Annotated in this window: 1 protein-coding gene; it reads right to left on the reverse strand. The window is 71.9% G+C overall.

The genetic code is table 11. The features are described 5' to 3' along the window. Window positions 1–661 (reverse strand): thiamine pyrophosphate-binding protein (locus IE145_RS33195; RefSeq protein WP_229826035.1); only part of this gene is annotated, 661 nt, incomplete at both ends.

The raw sequence follows: 661 nt of genomic DNA on the forward strand, positions 1-661 counted from the left end.
CCTCGGTGTTCTGCGCGTTCGGGGCGGGCCAGGCGATGATCGAGCGGGCCGCGATGAACGAGGGGCGCTCGGTCTCGGCCCTGGCCGCCTGCAGCGCCGCGTACAGACCCGCCGGGTCCAGGTCGCCGCTCGGCAGCTGGTCGACCCGCTGCACGTGCCAGCCGTAGGCCTCGTACCGCTTGACGGTGTCCTCGGAGACCGCGGTCTGCGTGTCGCCCTCGATGGAGATGTGGTTGTCGTCCCAGAGCAGGACCAGGTTGCCCAGCTTCTGGTGCCCGGCCAGCGAGGACGCCTCGGCCGAGATGCCCTCCTGGAGACAGCCGTCACCCGCCACGACCCACACCATGTGGTCGAACGGGGAAGTACCGGGGGCCGCCTCCGGGTCGAACAGGCCGCGCTCGTAGCGGGCGGCCATCGCCATGCCCACCGCGTTGGCCACCCCCTGGCCCAGCGGCCCGGTCGTCGTCTCGACACCGGTGGTGTGGCCGTACTCCGGGTGGCCCGGGGTCTTCGACCCCCAGGTACGGAACGCCTTCAGGTCGTCCAGCTCCAGGCCGTAGCCGGCGAGGTAGAGCTGGATGTAGAGGGTCAGGCTGGAGTGGCCGGCGGAGAGGACGAACCGGTCGCGGCCGGTCCACTCGGCGTCCGCGGGATCGTGCCG

Source organism: Streptomyces sindenensis, assembly GCF_014649035.1.
Taxonomy (GTDB): domain Bacteria; phylum Actinomycetota; class Actinomycetes; order Streptomycetales; family Streptomycetaceae; genus Streptomyces; species Streptomyces sindenensis.